Below are 809 nucleotides of genomic sequence, written 5' to 3'. Positions count from 1 at the left end.
GTTGTGAGGGGCGGGGCGGTGGGTTCCGATGGGTTGATGACCACGGACGAGGAGCGGGCGGAACACGTCGAGGCGAACCGGGCGTACTGGAACGACCACGGGGTGGCCGATCACGGTCCCCTGGCGCGGGACCACTGGGCGGCGTCCGAGCCGCGCTGGGGCCTGTGGCGGACGCCGGAGTCGGAGCTGTCGGTGTTCCCGCCGGATGTGGCCGGGAAGCGGGTGATCGAGCTGGGCTGCGGCACCGGGTACGTCTCGGCCTGGCTGGCCCGGGCCGGTGCCCACCCGACGGGGATCGACATCTCCGAGGGGCAGTTGGAGGTCGCCCGGCGGATGGCGGTGGAGTTCGGGCTCGACTTCCCGCTCGTGCACGGGGACGCCGAGAAACTGCCGTACGACGAAGGGGAGTTCGATCTGGCGATCAGCGAGTACGGCGCCTCGCTGTGGTGCGATCCGCACCGCTGGATCCCGGAGGCGGCGCGGGTGCTGCGTCCCGGCGGCCGGTTGGTCTTCCTGCGCCCCTCGCCGCTGTTCGCGCTGTGCGCGGCGGAGGACGGCCCGGCGGGTCCGAGGCTGCTGCGCCCGCAGTTCGGCACCCGACGACTCGATTGGGGACAGTCCTTCGAGTTCACCCTTCCGCACGGGGAGATGCTGCGGCTGCTGCGCTCCTGCGGTTTCGAGGTGGAGGACCTGGTGGAGATCCGGGCGCCGGAGAAGGCCCACCGGGAGTACGACTACCTGACCGCCGAGTGGGCGCGGAATTGGCCGTGCGAGGAGCTGTGGCGGGCCCGGCTGAGGTCTGTCTCTTA

1 protein-coding gene is annotated in these 809 nt (G+C 71.6%); it reads left to right on the top strand.

The genetic code is table 11. From position 1 onward, the window contains the following. Positions 1 to 36: 36 nt before the first annotated feature. Positions 37 to 809 (top strand): class I SAM-dependent methyltransferase (locus FOE67_RS27365; protein WP_182667500.1); only part of this gene is annotated, 773 nt, incomplete at its 3' end.

It is taken from the genome of Streptomyces calidiresistens, from assembly GCF_014141525.1.
In the GTDB taxonomy this organism is placed as follows: Bacteria; Actinomycetota; Actinomycetes; order Streptomycetales; family Streptomycetaceae; genus Streptomyces; species Streptomyces calidiresistens.
This window is presented reverse-complemented; position numbering and strand designations above follow the sequence as displayed.